Source organism: Bacillus sp. FSL K6-1005 (assembly GCF_038000225.1).
Lineage (GTDB): Bacteria > Bacillota > Bacilli > Bacillales > Bacillaceae > Bacillus > Bacillus mojavensis.
In genome coordinates this window covers 3,064,800-3,082,053 of record NZ_JBBOBP010000001.1, presented here as the reverse complement: position 1 = coordinate 3,082,053, position 17,254 = coordinate 3,064,800, and the positions used below count along the sequence as shown (strand labels likewise).

General features: G+C 45.4%; 15 protein-coding genes and 2 pseudogenes. 9 read left to right on the top strand and 8 right to left on the bottom strand.

Going from position 1 to position 17,254, the window contains the following annotated elements:
* Positions 1–54 precede the first annotated feature (54 nt).
* The 4 genes from tcyC to NST16_RS16000 form a co-directional block, all read right to left on the bottom strand.
* A complete protein-coding gene (gene tcyC / locus NST16_RS16015) occupies positions 55–798 on the bottom strand; it encodes a cystine ABC transporter ATP-binding protein TcyC (protein WP_010333002.1) in 744 nt (247 codons plus the stop codon).
* A 13-nt stretch (positions 799–811) separates the two neighbouring features.
* A complete protein-coding gene (tcyB, locus tag NST16_RS16010) occupies positions 812–1,516 on the bottom strand; it encodes a cystine ABC transporter permease TcyB (protein WP_339179624.1) in 705 nt (234 codons plus the stop codon).
* A complete protein-coding gene (gene tcyA / locus NST16_RS16005; RefSeq protein ID WP_010333004.1) occupies positions 1,503–2,309 on the bottom strand; it encodes a cystine ABC transporter substrate-binding lipoprotein TcyA in 807 nt (268 codons plus the stop codon). The genes tcyB and tcyA overlap by 14 nt, the downstream gene beginning before the upstream one ends.
* Before the next feature lie 115 nt (positions 2,310–2,424).
* Positions 2,425–3,297: a LysR family transcriptional regulator gene (locus tag NST16_RS16000; protein ID WP_229149882.1), complete on the bottom strand. Its 873-nt coding sequence runs from the start codon at positions 3,295–3,297 to the stop codon at positions 2,425–2,427.
* A gap of 88 nt (positions 3,298–3,385) precedes the next feature.
* On the opposite strand from NST16_RS16000, the pseudogene NST16_RS15995 reads away from it, so the two are divergent.
* The 5 genes and pseudogenes from NST16_RS15995 (at position 3,386) to NST16_RS15975 (ending at position 7,049) form a co-directional block, all read left to right on the top strand.
* Positions 3,386–4,001: pseudogene (locus NST16_RS15995) on the top strand (non-oxidative hydroxyarylic acid decarboxylases subunit B).
* Positions 4,002–4,003: 2 nt separating this feature from the next.
* Complete coding sequence (gene bsdC / locus NST16_RS15990) at positions 4,004–5,425, top strand: phenolic acid decarboxylase BsdC (protein WP_010333007.1); 1,422 nt, start codon at positions 4,004–4,006, stop codon at positions 5,423–5,425.
* A 16-nt stretch (positions 5,426–5,441) separates the two neighbouring features.
* A complete protein-coding gene (bsdD, locus tag NST16_RS15985) occupies positions 5,442–5,669 on the top strand; it encodes a phenolic acid decarboxylase subunit BsdD (RefSeq protein ID WP_340887518.1) in 228 nt (75 codons plus the stop codon).
* Positions 5,666–6,130: a pyridoxamine 5'-phosphate oxidase family protein gene (locus tag NST16_RS15980; RefSeq protein WP_326201415.1), complete on the top strand. Its 465-nt coding sequence runs from the start codon at positions 5,666–5,668 to the stop codon at positions 6,128–6,130. Before bsdD ends, NST16_RS15980 begins: the two co-directional genes overlap by 4 nt.
* 73 nt (positions 6,131–6,203) lie before the next feature.
* Positions 6,204–7,049 (top strand): annotated as a pseudogene (locus NST16_RS15975) (alpha/beta fold hydrolase).
* A gap of 35 nt (positions 7,050–7,084) precedes the next feature.
* On the opposite strand, the gene NST16_RS15970 reads toward NST16_RS15975, so the two are convergent.
* Positions 7,085–8,563 carry a peptide MFS transporter gene (locus NST16_RS15970; RefSeq protein ID WP_010333011.1) on the bottom strand — a complete coding sequence of 493 codons (1,479 nt, stop codon included), beginning with the start codon at positions 8,561–8,563 and terminating at the stop codon, positions 7,085–7,087.
* 280 nt (positions 8,564–8,843) lie between these two features.
* On the opposite strand from NST16_RS15970, the gene NST16_RS15965 reads away from it, so the two are divergent.
* Entirely contained in the window at positions 8,844–10,598 is a 1,755-nt protein-coding gene (locus NST16_RS15965) for a right-handed parallel beta-helix repeat-containing protein (protein WP_340887515.1), read from the top strand.
* A 16-nt stretch (positions 10,599–10,614) separates the two neighbouring features.
* Here the strand turns inward: NST16_RS15965 and NST16_RS15960 are convergent, their stop codons facing one another.
* The gene (locus tag NST16_RS15960; protein ID WP_229149888.1) at positions 10,615–10,836 is read right to left on the bottom strand and encodes a hypothetical protein; all 222 of its coding nucleotides are present in this window, start codon (positions 10,834–10,836) and stop codon (positions 10,615–10,617) included.
* 128 nt (positions 10,837–10,964) lie between these two features.
* Between NST16_RS15960 and gerKA the strand changes: the two genes are divergently transcribed.
* The 3 genes from gerKA to NST16_RS15945 are packed head-to-tail and all read left to right on the top strand — an operon-like array spanning position 10,965 to position 14,954.
* Positions 10,965–12,593: a spore germination protein GerKA gene (gerKA, locus tag NST16_RS15955; RefSeq protein ID WP_010333014.1), complete on the top strand. Its 1,629-nt coding sequence runs from the start codon at positions 10,965–10,967 to the stop codon at positions 12,591–12,593.
* Positions 12,583–13,803 carry a Ger(x)C family spore germination protein gene (locus NST16_RS15950; RefSeq protein WP_010333015.1) on the top strand — a complete coding sequence of 407 codons (1,221 nt, stop codon included), beginning with the start codon at positions 12,583–12,585 and terminating at the stop codon, positions 13,801–13,803. The genes gerKA and NST16_RS15950 overlap by 11 nt, the downstream gene beginning before the upstream one ends.
* A 26-nt stretch (positions 13,804–13,829) precedes the next feature.
* On the top strand, positions 13,830–14,954 hold the full coding sequence (locus tag NST16_RS15945) for a spore germination protein (protein ID WP_168746926.1): 1,125 nt from the start codon (positions 13,830–13,832) through the stop codon (positions 14,952–14,954).
* Between the two features lie 101 nt (positions 14,955–15,055).
* Here NST16_RS15945 and NST16_RS15940 read toward each other — a convergent pair whose 3' ends face one another.
* Together NST16_RS15940 and NST16_RS15935 are read right to left on the bottom strand one after the other, a co-directional pair.
* Positions 15,056–15,736 (bottom strand): ABC transporter ATP-binding protein, encoded by a 681-nt coding sequence (locus NST16_RS15940; protein ID WP_340887510.1) that lies wholly within the window; start codon positions 15,734–15,736, stop codon positions 15,056–15,058.
* Positions 15,737–15,751: 15 nt separating this feature from the next.
* Positions 15,752–17,206: an ABC transporter permease gene (locus NST16_RS15935; protein ID WP_340887508.1), complete on the bottom strand. Its 1,455-nt coding sequence runs from the start codon at positions 17,204–17,206 to the stop codon at positions 15,752–15,754.
* Positions 17,207–17,254: the final 48 nt, after the last annotated feature.

Sequence of the window (17,254 nt, the reverse complement as noted above, 5' to 3'; positions counted from 1 at the left end):
CGAACAAGGCTCAACAAAAAAACAGGGCCGCCGGCAGGCGCCCTGTTTTGGATTTTATAACGGATTCAAAATCCGATTCAAAAACCGCTGGGTCCGTTCTTCTTTTGGGGCGGAGAAGATTTCCTCCGGCGGCCCCTGCTCCACGATGACGCCGCCGTCAATGAAGACGACTTCGTCCGCCACTTCCTGGGCGAATTTGATTTCATGGGTAACAACGACCATGGTCCAGCCTTCATTGGCTAAATCCTTGATAACCTTCAGCACGTCACCCACAAGCTCAGGGTCAAGCGCTGAGGTCGGTTCGTCAAACAGCATCAGCTCCGGCTGAATGGCCAGTGCGCGGGCGATGCCGACGCGCTGCTGCTGGCCGCCGGAAAGCTGGAACGGATATAAATCCATTTTGTCCTTCAATCCGACTTTTTCCAGAAGCTGAATCGCTTCTTTTCTGACCTCTGCCTTGTTGCGTTTTTGCACCTGAACAGGCCCCTCCATGACGTTTTCAAGGGCTGTGCGGTGAGGAAAGAGGTGATACGCCTGAAACACCATTCCCGATTTCCGGCGGAGCTGAAGGATATCCGACTGCTTCACTTTCTTTGAAAAATCGATGGAGAAATCATCAAATGCAAGCTCCCCGCGATTCGGGATCTCCAGCGCGTTCAGACAGCGAAGCAGCGTCGTTTTCCCTGAACCGGAAGGCCCAAGTATAGCGATGACTTTTCCTTTTTCTATCTTCATATCTATCTGTTTTAAAATTTCATTTTGACCGAATGATTTGTTTAATCCTGTAACGGAAAGCATACTCGGAACCTCCTTATTTGGCCACGTAGCGGTCAAGACGCCGTTCGATGACATGCTGGACGAGCGAAAGCAAGAAGCAGATCATCCAATAAATAAAAGCCGCTTCAATATAAATGACTAAGATTTGATCGAGATTCCGCGCGCCGATTTCCTGCGCTTTTCTGAACAGCTCAGCGACGAGAATCTGAGACGCAAGCGATGTATCTTTGATCAGACTGATAAAGGTATTGGATAATGGCGGGATTGACACACGAAACGCCTGCGGCAAAATGACGCGGAACAGCGTCTTCTGGTGTGTCATGCCAATTGTATAGCCAGCTTCCCATTGCCCCTTCGGCACGGATAAAATAGATGCCCTGATGATTTCAGATGCATAGGCGCCGACGTTTAAGGAAAAGGCAATGACTGCGCTTGGAAATGGATCTAGTGTAATGTTAAAGGCCGGGAACAGATAGAAAATGATGAACAATTGAACGAGAAGTGGCGTGCCGCGTATGGCGGATACGTATACGCTGAACACCCATCTCAAAGGTCTCATTTTCGACATTCTGGCAAGCGCCGTAATCAGCGCCAGTATCATTCCGAATATAAAGGAAAGAATCGTAAGGGGAATCGTATAGTAGATTCCCCCTGCAAGTATCGGCCAGAATGACTGCTGCACCAGATCCCACGGGATCGCCGTGCCAAGCGTCAGTGCCGGTATATTATTTAGAAACATCTTCGCCGAACCATTTTTTAGAGATTTTAGAAAGAGTCCCGTCCTCTTTCATTTCTTTTAATGCTTTGTTGACTTGGTCGACAGCCTCGCCGCTTCCTTTACGGAACGTGAAATACGTTTCCTGAGGGTCGCCTGTTTCAAACGCGATTTTTACGTTTTTGTTGCCTGATGTTTTTAAATAGTTTAATACGGCAAGCTTATCGTTGTACGTCATGTCGACGCGGCCTTGCTGGATCATTTGAAGGGCCTGCGCCATGCCTTCGACGCCTTCTACTTTCGCGCCGGCATTTGTAGCTAGTTTGTTATAGTTGCTTGTCAGTGATTGAGCTGACGTTTTTCCTTTTACGTCTTTTTCAGACTTAATATCGTTGTTGTCTTTTTTCGTCACGACAACGGCTCTTGATGTTGTGTATTTGTCTGAGAAATCATATTTGTCTTCACGATCTGTTTTTCCGACTTGGTTGGCAACGACGTCAAACCGTTTGGAATTCAGGCCGGCAAACATGCTGTCCCACTGTGTTTCCTTAAATTCGGCTTTCAGTCCAAGGCGTTTTGCGACTTCTGTGATGACTTCCACATCATAGCCAGTCAGCTTGTCATTGTCTTTGTCATGATAAGTGAACGGTTCATACGTTCCTTCTGTACCGACTGTCAGTACGCCTTTTTTCTTAATTGAAGCCCAAAGATCGCCGTTTTTTCCGTTATCTTTTGACTGATTGTCATTTCCTGCTCCGCAAGCTGCGAGAACTGCAATGCTTACGACCATGAATAAAGCTAAAAGTGCTTTTTTCATTCTATTCCCCACTTTTCTGATTAATTTTATTGAAATAAAAAAATAGCTTACAAATCTAAAGGATAACTTTTTTTTAGTATGAGTCAAGTATTTGGTTTTCATGAGACAAAAACACTTAAAATAAATTCAAAAATTGCTGCACCGGTTTTGGCAAATAACTGTCAGTTCTCCACATGACAGCCGGTGTCATAACGAAGGGATTGTTTTTAATTTTAACTGTGTGAATATGGTTTCTCATATGAACAGGAATCATGGTGACGGGCAATATGGACGCGCCAAATCCTGATGAGACGAGACTGAGCAGTGTTGCTGAGTCGTGGCATTCACAAACAATACGCGGCTCCAGCTGAAGACGCTGAAATTCATTCATGACCTGATTATAAACACCTTTTCCGTTCACAGGCCGCAGCAGAATCAGCGGGAAAGAAGGGATATCCTCCATTTGGATGGTGTCTCCGCATGTATACCCGGCATCATCAGAAAGAACGAGCACACATGGAATGTCGTCAAGCTTTTTAAATTGTACGGTATCGCTTTTTATCATGGTTGTCGTGACAGCGGCGTCGATTTGCCGGCTTTCCAGCAGCTCTAACAGCGTTGCCGGCTCGTTTTCCCAAATATTAAAGGTGAGGTGCGGATATCTTTCTTTCATTTGCGTCACTTTCTCAAGCATTAGAGCCGCACAATAAATCGTCGAACCCACAGCCAGCGTGCCGGCAACCTCCTCCCTGAGCTCTTGCACCTCTATGACTGCATCTTCAAACCTGTGCAGAATCTCTTTGGCTCTTTTGAGAAAAATGCTTCCTTCATATGTAAGGGTCATTTGTTTTTTCTTATTGCGGTCAAACAATACAACACCCAGCTCATCCTCAAGCTGTTTGAGCTGCCTGCTTAACGGCGGCTGCGCCATATGGAGCTTTTTGGCGGCAGAGGTGATCTTTTGTTCTTGGGCAATGGTAATGAAATATCGCAGCTGACGGATGTCCAAAGAAGCGCCTCCTTTTATATACCTTTTAGGTATTGAATATAGATTTAACGAATATTTTTCATATGGATATATCAGGAGTATGATTGAAATGAAGACAGAATTCAAGCGTAAAGGAGGGGCAAAATTTGAAACTCGTTGTCGGTATGACCGGGGCAACAGGGGCTATTTTCGGTGTCAGGCTATTAGAATGGCTGAAGGCAGCGGAAGTGGAAACCCATCTCGTTGTGTCTCCTTGGGCTAACGTTACCATCAAACATGAAACAGGTTATACGTTAAAAGAAGTTGAAAAGCTGGCCACATACACATACTCGCATAAGGATCAGGCGGCGGCCATCTCCAGCGGCTCGTTTGATACCGATGGCATGATTGTGGCGCCGTGCAGTATGAAATCGCTTGCGAGCATCCGTACCGGGATGGCGGATAATCTGCTGACTCGCGCGGCGGATGTCATGCTGAAAGAGCGAAAAAAGCTCGTTCTCTTAACAAGAGAGACACCTTTAAACCAGATTCATCTCGAAAATATGCTTGCACTCACAAAAATGGGTACGATTATTCTTCCGCCGATGCCGGCGTTTTATAATCAGCCGAGCAGCTTAGAAGAAATGGTCGACCATATTGTATTCAGAACTTTGGACCAATTCGGCATACGCCTTTCTGAGGCAAAGCGCTGGAATGGAATTGAAAAACAAAAAGGAGGAGCTTGATGATGGCTTATCAAGATTTCAGAGAATTTCTCGCTGCCCTTGAAAAAGAGGGACAATTGTTAACGGTGAATGAAGAGGTAAAGCCTGAGCCAGATCTGGGAGCAGCTGCACGGGCAGCCAGCAACCTCGGCGATAAAAGCCCCGCACTGTTATTTAACAATATTTACGGCTACAACAATGCGCAAATCGCGATGAATGTCATCGGCTCTTGGCCGAACCACGCGATGATGCTCGGACTGCCGAAAGATACACCGGTGAAAGAGCAGTTTTTTGAATTCGCAAAGCGATATGAACAGTTTCCGATGGAGGTCAAACGCGAAGAAACAGCACCATTTCATGAAAATGAAATCACAGAAGACATCAATTTGTTCGATATCCTGCCTCTTTTCAGGATTAACCAAGGAGACGGCGGTTACTATTTAGACAAAGCATGCGTCATCTCTCGTGATCTTGAGGACCCTGACAACTTCGGAAAACAGAATGTCGGCATATACAGAATGCAGGTAAAGGGAAAAGACCGCCTCGGCATACAGCCTGTGCCGCAGCACGATATTGCGATCCATCTGCGCCAAGCGGAAGAACGCGGCATCAATCTTCCGGTCACGATTGCGCTCGGATGTGAACCGGTCATTACAACTGCGGCATCCACTCCGCTTCTCTATGACCAATCCGAATACGAAATGGCGGGAGCAATCCAAGGAGAACCGTACCGCATCGTAAAATCAAAGCTGTCTGACCTTGATATTCCATGGGGAGCAGAAGTTGTGCTCGAGGGAGAAATCATTGCCGGAGAACGTGAATATGAAGGCCCATTCGGTGAATTTACTGGGCATTATTCCGGCGGACGCAGCATGCCGATTATCAAAATTAAACGTGTGTATCACAGAAACAACCCGATTTTTGAACATTTATACTTAGGCATGCCGTGGACAGAATGTGACTACATGATCGGTATTAATACTTGTGTGCCGCTGTATCAGCAGTTAAAAGAAGCGTATCCGAATGAAATTGTGGCTGTGAACGCTATGTACACTCACGGGTTAATCGCGATTGTATCAACAAAAAACCGCTACGGCGGATTTGCGAAAGCGGTCGGCATGCGAGCGCTCACAACCCCGCACGGACTAGGCTACTGCAAAATGGTTATCGTTGTCGACGAGGACGTCGATCCATTCAACCTGCCGCAGGTCATGTGGGCGCTCTCTACAAAAATGCATCCGAAACACGATGCGGTCATTATACCGGATTTATCAGTTCTGCCGCTTGACCCGGGATCAAATCCATCAGGAATCACACACAAAATGATTCTTGACGCCACAACACCTGTTGCGCCGGAAACAAGAGGCCATTACTCACAGCCGCTTGATTCCCCATTAACAACAAAAGAATGGGAACAAAAACTAATGGACTTGATGAATAAATAGGAAAGGATGATTTGATATGCATACATGTCCTCGATGCGATTCAAAAAAAGGAGAAGTCATGAGCAAATCGCCTGTAAAAGGCGCATGGGAAGTCTATCAATGCCAAACATGTTTTTTCACATGGAGATCCTGTGAACCAGAAAGCATTACAAATCCGGAAAAATATAATCCAGCCTTTAAAATCGATCCAAAAGAAACAAAAACAGCGGTTGAAGTCCCCGCTGTTCCGGAACGAAAGGCCTGATCGGCGTGAATCAACTATCAGACCGTCTCTTTGAGCTGCTTGACGGAGAACGCCTGAAAGAGAAGCAGCATGAAGCCTTCGTTCTGCAGACGGTATCAGAGGACGGCATGCCGCATGCCGCCATGATCAGCGCAGGAGAAATCATCGCCCTGAATCGGACGGATATCCGGATCGCCCTGTGGAAACACACAGAGACCGCGGGAAATATCCTTCGTACGGGACAAGCTCAGCTCACAGCATGGTGGAAGGGAGCTGCTCATTACGTGAAACTGCAATGTGAGCCGCTCCCGCCGCTGAACGATGCGGTCTATGACAGGGAACGCTTTGCCTGCCGTATCGCTTCAGCTAAGGAGGATGTTGCAAAGTACGCTGATGTAACTTCAGGCGTCAGGATACAGCTTCACCATGCTGACGAAGTGCTGAACAGATGGAAAGTGACGCTGGAGGAATTAAAACGATAAATGAAAAAGCCTGACGCCATGCGTCAGGCTTTTATTTTATAATGAAACATATAAAAACAAAGGGGCGTGAGGAATGGGCACAAAGGGGATCTGTCATTCAGACGGTTTTGATTTATCTTATTGTCTTGTAGGAGAGGGCGCGCCGATTCTCGTGGTCGGCAGTGCGGTTTACTACCCGCGTCTATTTCATGAGGATATCAAACAGAAATATCAATGAATCTTTGCCGATCACAGAGGTTTTGCCAAGCCGGCGCGGGCGCTGCGGCCGGAAGATCAAAGCCTGGATGCGGTGTTGGACGATATTGAAGCGATAAGACGCCATCTCCAGCTTAAGGATTTTATCATCATGGGGCATTCGGGGCACGCGTTTATGGCATTAGAATACGCTAGAAAATATCCTGAGCATGTGCGGAAGGCCGTCCTTCTCAATTCAGCGCCTGATAACAGTCAAAAGAGACAGCAGGACAGTGAAGCGTTTTTTAGGGAAACAGCCAGTCCTGAGAGAAAGAAACGTTTCGAAAAAGATATTGCTAGTTTAGCAGGTGACATAGAAAAAGATCCTGAAAGACGTTTCGTGCACATGTGTATTCGTGCTGAAGCGAAAAGCTTTTATAAAGAGAGACCGGATGCGGCAGCTTTATGGGAAGGTGTTTCCACCAATATGCCAATCATAGATGAATTATGGGGACATACCTTCGCGCAGATGAACCTCATACAGCGGTTAGCAGACGTTCGTGTTCCTGTCTATATCGGTTTAGGAAGGTATGACTATTTGGTTGCTCCTGTATCGTTGTGGGATGCCGTTGACGGCTTATATCCGCATGTGAAAAAGGTCATCTTTGAAAAGAGCGGGCACCAGCCGATGCTGGAGGAACCGCAAACCTTCGAGCAAAGCTTAATAAAATGGATAGACGAATAAAAATCCCGCAGGGCTGATCTGCGGGATTTTCTTTATTATAGGATACCTTTCATCGCACGTTTGATGATCGGTGAAATCAGCAGCAGAATGCCGCCGAGTATGATAGAAATCAAGCCGATAGTACCGAAGTAAGTTGTTTCAGGTATTTTATCAAACAACCCGGCTACTTGGGCATTGATTGCTTGGGCTGCTGCGTTCGTCAGAAACCACATACTCATTGTCTGTGCAGAGAATGCAGCTGGCGCCAGTTTTGTTGTAACGGATAAACCGACTGGAGACAGGCACAGCTCTCCCAGTACGACAAGCAGGAAACTGAGAACGAGCCAAAGCGGACTGACGAGTGCTTCTTTTCCTTGCATGGCAGGGAATACCATGATAATAAATGACAATCCGGCTAAAATAATTCCGAACGCAAATTTAACTGGTGTAGACGGCTGGCGTTTGCCAAGCTTCATCCAAAACCATGCGAAAATTGGTGCGAAAATGACGATAAACAATGGGTTTAATGATTGGAACCAAGATGACTGAAGTTCTAATCCGCCCACTGAAAGCCTTGTGCGTTCGTCAGCGTAAAGCGCAAGAATAGTTGCTCCCTGTTCCTGAATGGCCCAGAACATGACAGCAGCAATAAACAAAGGAACGTAAGCGGCAAGACGAGATTTTTCTGTTTTGTCGGCTTTTTTGCTTGTAAACATGATAATGAAATAAACAATAGGAATCAAAATACCGAGAATACTTACAAGGTCGATGAACCGATTGATCGTCAGCAGACCTGTTTGCAAAGCAATAATCACTGCGACCGCCACAATGATAGCCCCGATGCCAGTGCCAATCGCTGATTTTTTAGACAGCGGGTTCGGCACATTTGAACCTGCAAACCCGAGGTTTTTCTTTCTTGTCAGAGCAAATACGATAAGTCCGAGTAGCATTCCGACTGCGGCAACTCCGAAGCCAAGATGATAGTTGTACTTCTGTCCGAGTGTTCCGACAATTAATGGCGCAAGTAAACCGCCGAGGTTGATCCCCATGTAGAAGATGCTAAAACCTGAGTCGCGGCGCGCGTCTTCTTTTGTATAAAGATCTCCAACCACGCTTGAAACGTTTGGTTTTAATAAACCTGTCCCGATTATGATAAGCGCCATACTGATATAGAATGCTGTCGTGCTGCCTGGAAAGGCGAGTGCAATATGGCCGAACATAATGAATATCCCGCCGTAAAACACAGTGTTTGCAGTACCGAATAACCGGTCAGCGAGCCATCCGCCAATAATAGTGGACATGTATACGAGAGATCCGTAAATTGACATAATAGCAACCGCAGTGCCTTTGTCAAAGCCGAGCCCTCCGTTTACTGTCTCTGTATACAAATAGTAAAGAAGAAGTGCTCTCATGCCATAGTAGGAGAAACGCTCCCAAAATTCAGTAAAAAACAGAGTAAATAGTCCTCGCGGGTGACCAAAGAACCCTTTTTGCGGGACGCTTTTGATGATAGTTTCGTTATCAATCGAAGCCATGTCAGCCAAACCCTTTCTTAAAAAAGTGTATTATAAAAATCATATTCTTATATAATACTTGTGTCAATATAAATTATACTTATTTCAAGAAGTTCCAGAATGGAAAAACTATAAGGGTATAAAAATAGTGAGTTTTTCCTGTTCCTTATGTCTCATTTTGTTACATTTTCTAACGATAGTATTTCTTTATACTTTTTCAATAAAATTTTAGAGAAATGTACAAGCGGATCGGGCTGCCGCGAATATCATAGTAACAATCATGCAGGAGGAGGCTGGATCATTGGCTGAATTCATCTTGAATGCAGCAGATTTCGGTATTTCAGGGGACGGAAAAACGGATTCGACAGAACTGATTAATCAATGCCTCAAGTCGGCTGTTTCAAAGGGGTACCATACAGTCTGGTTCCCGAAAGGAACATATTTAATTGACGGGACGCTTGGAGGGGATGCGAATCAGGTGTTTCGCAACGCTGGGATTATTGTTCCCGGCAATCTTCATATTGTCATGGATTCTGAGTGTATTATCAAAGTCATTCCGAACAGCTCATGGGGGTATTCTGCATTTTATGTAGGCAAGCAAGAGAATATAACCATTTCCGGTGGACAAATTATCGGCGAGCGCGATGAGCATACGTATGCGTCAGCGGGAGTAAGGTCAACACATGAATGGGGCTTCGGCATTTGTATTGAAGGGTGTTCGAATGTTGTCGTTGAGGATGTCAACATTTCTGATTTTACCGGAGATGGGATCATTGTCAGTCCGCGGGGCTTAACGACAAATGACGATTATCGAACATCAAAGCACATTACCATCCGCCGCTGTAAGGTTCGGCGATCAAGAAGAAATAACATTTCGATTACCGGATGTGACACAGTCACGGTGGAGGGCTGCGTGATTGAAGATGCCGGAACGGGAAATGGAACAGCGCCGAAATTCGGAATTGACATTGAAGGATATGGTGAAGGAAATATTGATTATGAGGAACCGATCAATGTTTCGATTCGCAATAACTATTTTAATGGAAACGTTTCAAGTTCTGTGACCAATTTTAACGGGTACGGCATTTCAATAGAAGGAAACCACTCAGACAATACGATCAGCTATGGGTACGGCACTCAAACGGTTATTAAGGGGAATATTCTCAGAAGGGCGGCAGACGGGGCTGCGGCGCCTAGAGTCGGGATTACCGGACTGGGTGTTTCACAAGGAAAAGAAAGCAGTGATGCAGTGATCGCTGGCAATCTTATTACCGGATTTTCAACCGGAATTGATGTCAGGGGAAAGAGCGTTCTTGTCACAAACAACAAAATCAGCAATTTTGAAAACACTGGGATATTGGTTTATCAGTCTTCTGACGTAAAGGTAGATGGCAACCAGATTCAAAACGGACTCTCTGAAACAAGGCGCAGTACCGGTCTTCGGGCGGTGCTGTCTGATGATACCGCATTTTTGAATAACTGTCTTATTCAAGTCATCGACGGGGTGAACATTTCAGGAGGCGATATGATTATTAAAGATAATGTGCTGAGAAAATTCAGCCGCGGCATTTGGATCACTCAAGGAAACGCGGTGATCGAAGGAAATACACTGAACCCCGATGCGTTTGAAGCGCCCCTTGAGTCGTATGCCGTTTCTGTTACAAACAATGCTGGCGCGATCATTAAAAACAATACATTTAAAAACTTTAAAAATTACCCGATTTACTGTACGACAAGTGCAAAAACCTCTATAATCGGAAACCACTTTGAAAGATCTCCTCTTCTAGTAACCATCTATATCAGTACCGGCGTTCATGATATTTTTGATAACACCATATCAGTCAATAGAACAGCCGGCAAACCAATTGTGATTTATCTCAACGGCTCCTCAGGCTCTATCATTTCAGGAAACACCATCAACAATCTCTCCCCAAGCACGGCGGTGGCTATTCAAACGGACACCTCAACGAATTCCACCATCATCGGAAATCGAATCATCAAAGGAACCATCACCACTAACAGCAGAGATAAGGTAAACGGCAATATTATCGTCTGAACAAAAGCGCCTCGCTCTAGGGGCTCTTTTTGTTCGATTTATAGATCGCGAATATATCTCTCGCCAATATCAAAACAAAAAATAAAAGCATCACCCATTCCGCAACCGATGTCATCTTGAAGCTGGACATATTATTATAAATGGCTTTTCCCAAACTGAATCCTTGAAGCATGTCCATTGAAACTGAAATCACTAACAAACAAATTAATAAAACAGCCGTCACGCCTAATATTTTCATCCTTCATCACCCTCCGCTTTTAGTGTCTATCTTTATGAGAGAGTTATACCCCGATCGCCCAGTCACATGCATAATCCTGAAGCTAACAGGAAGAATATGAGAAAACGATTAGGAAAGGTATTTTGTGTATGCCGTCATTTTTTAAGCAAAAGAAAAATACCGAAACGAAAGACAGCCAGAAACAAGAAGATAGAAATCAGCAGAAAAAAGAACAAGGGCCCGTTCTGGCTTCCTCAAGTTTGGCGAAAAATGTGGCGGACGTGAAGAAGAAAGTCGGAAGCAGCTCTGATGTCATCATACGGGAAGTGAAAGCAGGGGAACAGGATAATGTTCACCTGGCCATTATTTATGTCGCAGGTTTGGTTGATAATAATACGATTCATGAATCGTTAATCGAGCCTTTGATTCAGGATCAAGCCATCCAAAACGCCCATGCAATGAAGCAGATCCTTGAAAAAACGCTTCCGCTGGGCGGCGTAAAAGCTGAAAAGAGCTGGGACAAGCTGTTCACTGAATTGATGCTTGGAAATGCGCTGGTTTTTGCGGACGGTTCTGATGAGGCGCTTATTTGCAGCACCCAGGGGGGAGAGCACCGCTCCATTCAAGAGCCGAGCACCCAGGTGTCATTCCGGGGTCCGCGCCAAGGGTTTACAGAGTCTTTGCAAACCAATATTTCCATGATTCGGCGATATATTAAAAATCCCAATGTATGGGTCGAAAAAATGAAAATCGGTTCTGTGACCAATACGGATATCGCGCTTATGTACATTCAAGGCATTTGTGATGAAAAGGTGCTGAAGGAAGTGAAGCAGCGCCTGAAAAAAATAGACATTGACAGTATTTTGGAATCCGGATACATCGAGCAGCTGATCGAAGATGAAACGTTTACGACGTTTCCGACCATGTATCACACGGAACGCCCTGACGTCGTCGCAGGAAATCTGTTAGAAGGAAGATTTGCGATCGTTGTGGACGGAACACCGTTTGTTCTGATTGCCCCAGCCTTATTTATTCAATTTTTTCAGTCTGTTGAAGATTATTATTCACGCTTTGACATTGCGACAAGTATACGGATTTTGCGGATATTTATCTTTTTTATTTCACTTGTCGCACCGGCTGTTTATGTGGCAGCCACGACGTTTCATCAGGAAATGATTCCGACACAGCTGTTAGTCGTCATTGCTGCCCAGCGGGAAATCGTTCCGTTTCCGGCCGTTGTAGAAGCAATCACAATGGAGGTTGCGTTTGAGATTCTCAGGGAAGCTGGGGTCAGATTGCCGAGGGTTGTGGGATCGGCAGTGTCCATTGTAGGCGCGCTTGTTATCGGCCAAGCTGCTGTTCAGGCTGGTATTGTGTCTCCGGCAATGGTCATCATCGTTGCCATAACGGCCATTGCCAGCTTCGCAACGCCGGCGTTTGCCATGGCGATATCTGCCCGCCTCATTCGGTTTATTTTTATCATTGCTTCTGCCGTAATGGGTTTTTACGGGCTGGTATTAGGAATTATTATGATGTTTGTTCATTTATGCAGCCTGCGTTCCTTTGGTGTTCCTTATATGTCGCCGCTTGCGCCCTTTTCTTCACAAGGCGTGAAAGACACGCTGTTCCGTGTTCCTTGGTGGGCCGATCAAAAAAGGCCCGAATCCATCAGCAAGAAAGATAAGGTCCGCCAGGGGAAAGACCAGCGTCCTCAGCCGGATGGTTCACGCGGAATGGTGAACAAAGAGTTGAGAGAAGGAGATCATGATGATACGTAAACGTGTATTAGCTGTTATCATGCTTTTGAGCATCATTGTGCTGCCCGGCTGCTGGGATAAGCGCGAGCTGACAGATCTTGCGATTATTTCGGCAATCGGTATTGATCGGACAAATGAAGGGAACTACGTCCTGCACTTTCAGATCATTAATCCCGGAAACGTTGCCGGAGGGCTTCAGGGCGGGGGTGCGGGGGACAGACCGCCTATATCCGTCTATTCCATAGTAGGCGACAACATGACAGAAGCGCTGAGGAAAGCCTCTATGAAAGTATCCAGGCGGCTTTATTTTGCACATACCAACCTGGTCGTGGTCAGTGAAAAGCTGGCGAGAGAGGAAGGTTTGAATTTTGTGTTAGACAACCTTGACCGTGATACGGAATTCAGGACAACGGCAACGATTGTCATCGCCCATAAAACGAAAGCCGAAAACATCGTCAAAACGCTTACGCCGATTGATAAAATTCCGTCCAATAAAGTCAATAAAACACTCGACTTCACGCAAGCGCAATATGGGCGGGTGATTAAAACCAGTATCCAAGATGTCTTGAAAACACTTGCCATCACCACCGAAGCGCCGGTGATCCCCGGATACAGGATGATCGGGGACGATAAAAAAGGAGTCAGCCTGGAAAACACACAGGCGACTGACCCGCAAGCCATTCTTCAGGCGAACGGTCTGGCGGTGTTCGATAAAACAGGCCATTTAAAATATTGGATTGAGGATAAGGAAAGCGTTGGGATCGTCTGGCTTAAGAATCAAATTCAGCACACCTTTATTAATGCCGATTGGGGCAAGACAAAAGATGCGGTAAGCTTACAGGTCACGCATCAGGCAACAAAGCTTACCCCGGAGATACGAAACGGCCGTCCCCGTATTCATGTTCACGTGACGGTTGAAGGCATAATAGACGCAGTAAAATATCCATTTCATTTGTCTGATCCCAAGGTGTTAGCCGATATCGAAAAAGTACTCAACAAACAGCTGGAAAAGGAAATCAGCCATGCGGTTGAAAACATAAAAGAACATAAAATTGACTTCATCGGATTCGGAGACACGATATACAGAAAGTATCCGAAGCAGTGGGAAAAAATGAGGGATACATGGGACAAAGAATATTTGCCTGATCTGCCTGTCGATGTAAAGGCGGAGACCTATATCAGAAGAACAGGGCTGCGAAATAACCCGCTCAGAAACCAGCTTAATCGATGAATAGGTAGAGAAAGGAGAAGTGACAGATGGAAAAAGCCAAAATCAGCATTAGGCAGCTGTTTGTCATGATGATCATATTCGAGCTGGGCAGCTCCTTATTGATTACCCCGGGAACAATGGCGGGCCGGGATGCCTGGATCGCTGTGCTATTAGGCTGTGCAGTTGGTTTGTTTCTTTTTTACTTGTATCAGGGGATCTATCAATGCTATCCGGATTTCTCCCCAAAAGAATACATGGATGATATGCTCGGAAAAAAACTGAGCTGGACCTTTTCGTTTCTATATATCTTATATTTTGCATATATTGCCGCCCGGGTGCTGCGTGATTTCGGAGAAATGCTGCTGACATTTGCTTACCATGATACTCCGATTATCATCGTAAATGCTTTACTAATGGTGGTCTGCATATATGCCGTCAGAAAAGGAATTGAAGTGCTGGCGCGGGCGGGTGAGCTTCTCTTCGGGGCCATGTATCTATTGGGTGCGCTCGGTCTCGTGCTGATCATTGTATCGGGTTCTATCGATCTGAAAAATTTAAAACCAGTTTTAGCAGACGGGGTTTTCCCTGTTATTCATTCTGTTTTTACACAAACCATGTATGTGCCGTTCGGTGAAGTTGTTTTATTTGTCATGATTTTCCCCAATCTCAATGATCGCAAGAATGTCAAAAAAGTGGGGATGCTCGCTATGGTCATCAGCGGATTGATTGTGGCGCTTACCGTAGCGATTAATATCAGTGTGCTTGATGTTGATCTGACATTGCGATCGCAGTTTCCGCTTTTAAGTACGATTCAGACAATCAAAGTGGAGGAATTTCTGGATCGGCTTGATATCTTTTTTATGCTGGCACTGATTATCGGCGGCTTCTTCAAAGTCAGCCTCTACCTGTATGCGGTGGTGGTGGGTACGTCCACTCTCTTTAAAGAAAAAAATCCTTCACAGCTGGCATATCCAATGGGACTGGGCATACTCATCCTCTCCATCACAATTGCCACCAATTTTTCAGAGCATTTAAATGAAGGGCTGAAGGTAGTGCCGCTGTACATTCATTTGCCCTTTCAATTGCTGTTTCCATTATTTCTGTTTATCCTCGCTGTTTGGAAAAAGAAAAGAAGAGAGAAATCAAAGCAAGCTGATAAACAGAAACAATAAAAAGAGCGGGGGGATGCAGCCGCCGCTCTTTTTACCGTTCACTTCTATATAAAAGGGGGATATAGGTTGCGCCCCTGTCTGCACTGGCAGAGGCGCGTTTTTTATACGACTGCGGCGTTTTCCGTCACAGTAAAGCTTCCTCGAGAAAGTCTGATGTTCATGTCAGATACCCTTGCAATTTGTTCATCATGCGTCACCATGATAATGCATTTATTTTCTTTGTGCGCCAAATCCTGAAAGAGCCGCACAATTTCTTTTGACGTATCCTCATCAAGGTTTCCGGTCGGTTCATCAGCTGCGATTAAATCGGTGTCACAGCAAAATGCTCTTGTAATGGAAACACGCTGCTGCTGTCCGCCGCTTAATGTCAGCACCTTTTGCCGGGCCTGTTTTTCGTTGATGCCGACCTTCTCCAGCATCTCCAACGCATATGCTTCTTTGTTCTTTTCCTTTGAACCTGTGATTTCCATGGCGGTTGTCACATTTTGCAGAGCGGTCATATATGGAAGCAGGTTGTACGCCTGAAAGACAATTGATACGTATTTATTTCTGAAATTCGCCAGTCCGATTTTAGAAACAGCTTTTCCGTCATAAAGAATTTGTCCTTCTCTAGGTGTGTCAAGTCCGCCTGCCAGAGACAGAAAGGTCGTCTTTCCTGTCCCTGAAGTGCCGACGATTGTATAAAATTTACCTTTTTCAAAGCTGATATTTATATCTTGAAACAAGGGCTGGCTTTTGTCTTTATACCAATAGCCGACTTGTTGAAATTCTAATAAGCTCATTCGTTTCGCCTCTTTCTATTCCTGTTTAGTCAATATTGTTTTCGGGTGGAGCCGCAGTACTGAAATAGACGGCAGCAGCGTTGCAATCACAGCGATTACCATTCCGATTCCGCCGAGAACAAGCATATCGTTCATAGAAACGGCCACATTCAGTGAATCAATGATGTCCGCGTTTGAAGAGCTTTGGCCGAACATTCCGCGGCCCATGCCGCCCCCGCCGCCGGGCATTTGGCCGCTTGCGGTTTGTGTTGAATCAGTTGATGAACTGATCTGCTGGGATAAAAGCTGATTTCCGAGCTGGTTCGCAACTAGATTTCCCGTCAATGATGCAATGCCAATCGCGATAACAGCCACGATCAGAATCTCAGCTAAGAACTGTCCGATCAGTTTCCAGCGTTTTTCACCGATCGCCATTAACACGCCCATTTCATATTTGCGCTCTCTGATTGACATCATGACAATGAGGCCTAGAATGACAGCGCCTGCCGCTGATACAAGGTACACAACGTTTTTAGAGAAAGAAGCTACATTTTCGATCGGGCCGACCATTTGCTGGTAAAGCTGATCGTTTGTATTTAATGTAAACGTATCAAAGTCAATTGACGTTTTCTTCGCTGCTTTAACGAATGCATCAATATGTTCAGCATCGTCCATATCATAAACAGCTGAATCAATCGTATTTTTATAATCGTCACCTTTCAGAGCTGCTGTTGCTGTGTAAGGTGTGTAAAGCTTATTGTAAGGATTTAAGAATGAGAAATTCTGGGCTTGGTCATCGCCTGAAGACGTTGTTTTATAAATACCGACAATCTTCAGTTTGACTGTTGTGTCTTCGTCTGTTGCTGATTCAATTGTGATGGAATCCCCAACGCTTAGATCATTTTCTTCTGCTAATGTTTCATTGATCACTGTGACTTTTTTGCCGACATCAGATTTTGTAATCGCGCGCCCATCTGTGATTTTTGCATCTCCGTCAGAGAATTCCTCTAACAGCGACGTGCTGATGACACCTTCAATCGAAAGATCTGCTTGAACCATTTGTTTCCCGCCTTGCATTGGAGCGCCTTTTGTATCGCTTGAGCTTGAGTCTGTGCTCGAATCACTAGAGCTTGAGCTTTCAATCGCATCGAAATTTCCGGCGTTGGCTGAGGCTGACGTAATGAAGTTGTAGCTCTTCACATGATCAAGCGCTGTCAGCTTATTGGCATCAGACACTTTTATCGGTGTAGATTCGAAGCTGCGTTTTTCACCGCTGTCCTGCTGCTTCTCCATTTGTTTTTGGCGGTCAACTTGAAGCGTAACGGTTCCGCCCAGCTCCTGTCTGGCAAGGTCGCTGGATTTTTGAGCTGCTGACTGGATCGTGAGGCCAGACAGAACAAATATACAAATGACTGTAAACACAAATAACTGCAAAAACGTTTTTCCTTTTTTGGCCCTCATGTTCCAAAAAGCCCGTTTGATAAAATTCATGTATGTTCCTCCGTATAGGTATTTTTATGGATAAGACCGCCTGTGAGG

What these genes read in the sequence shown, in the direction of transcription:
- tcyC (WP_010333002.1), bottom strand. Translation starts at nt 798, where the DNA reads ATGCTTTCCGTTACAGGATTAAACAAATCATTCGGTCAAAATGAAATT.
- tcyB (WP_339179624.1), bottom strand. Translation starts at nt 1,516, where the DNA reads ATGTTTCTAAATAATATACCGGCACTGACGCTTGGCACGGCGATCCCG.
- tcyA (WP_010333004.1), bottom strand. Translation starts at nt 2,309, where the DNA reads ATGAAAAAAGCACTTTTAGCTTTATTCATGGTCGTAAGCATTGCAGTT.
- bsdC (WP_010333007.1), top strand. Translation starts at nt 4,004, where the DNA reads ATGGCTTATCAAGATTTCAGAGAATTTCTCGCTGCCCTTGAAAAAGAG.
- bsdD (WP_340887518.1), top strand. Translation starts at nt 5,442, where the DNA reads ATGCATACATGTCCTCGATGCGATTCAAAAAAAGGAGAAGTCATGAGC.
- NST16_RS15970 (WP_010333011.1), bottom strand. Translation starts at nt 8,563, where the DNA reads ATGGCTTCGATTGATAACGAAACTATCATCAAAAGCGTCCCGCAAAAA.
- NST16_RS15960 (WP_229149888.1), bottom strand. Translation starts at nt 10,836, where the DNA reads ATGAAAATATTAGGCGTGACGGCTGTTTTATTAATTTGTTTGTTAGTG.
- gerKA (WP_010333014.1), top strand. Translation starts at nt 10,965, where the DNA reads ATGCCGTCATTTTTTAAGCAAAAGAAAAATACCGAAACGAAAGACAGC.
- NST16_RS15950 (WP_010333015.1), top strand. Translation starts at nt 12,583, where the DNA reads ATGATACGTAAACGTGTATTAGCTGTTATCATGCTTTTGAGCATCATT.
- NST16_RS15945 (WP_168746926.1), top strand. Translation starts at nt 13,830, where the DNA reads ATGGAAAAAGCCAAAATCAGCATTAGGCAGCTGTTTGTCATGATGATC.
- NST16_RS15940 (WP_340887510.1), bottom strand. Translation starts at nt 15,736, where the DNA reads ATGAGCTTATTAGAATTTCAACAAGTCGGCTATTGGTATAAAGACAAA.
- NST16_RS15935 (WP_340887508.1), bottom strand. Translation starts at nt 17,206, where the DNA reads ATGAATTTTATCAAACGGGCTTTTTGGAACATGAGGGCCAAAAAAGGA.